Annotated in this window: 1 protein-coding gene; it reads left to right on the top strand. The window is 46.6% G+C overall.

Annotation, left to right across the window (positions count from 1 at the left end):
• A partial coding sequence (locus H7U37_RS15320) for an IS3 family transposase (RefSeq protein WP_204877025.1) occupies positions 1-421 on the top strand: 421 nt, incomplete at both ends.

Genomic DNA, 421 nt, shown 5'->3' with positions numbered 1-421 from the left:
GGTATGGTTACCGCCGTATTACCACAGCGCTGTACAACAGAGGGATTCATCTGAACCACAAGACGGTACAGCGTCTTATGAAGCAGCTGGGATTGGTTTGCCGTGTCAGAATCAAGAAATATCGCTCTTACAAGGGTGAAGTGGGGAAAATTGCACCGAATCTGCTCAATCGGAATTTCTATGCGGAAAAACCAAACCAGAAATGGGTTACCGATGTGACAGAGTTCAGCCTATTTGGCCAGAAACTCTATCTTTCTCCAATCCTGGATTTGCACAACGGGTATTTGGTGAGCTATGCCATCTTTGACCGACCGATTCTGGGTATGGTTACTGCCATGCTGGATCAGGCTTTTGAAACAATACCGGATGGAACAGGGTTAATCCTCCATTCCGACCAAGGTTGGCAATACCAGCATAAACA

Source organism: Pseudoflavonifractor phocaeensis (assembly GCF_016901735.1).
Classification (GTDB): domain Bacteria; phylum Bacillota; class Clostridia; order Oscillospirales; family Oscillospiraceae; genus Pseudoflavonifractor_A.
Note: the sequence above shows the minus strand (reverse complement) of the source record. Positions and strands in the feature narration are given on the sequence as shown.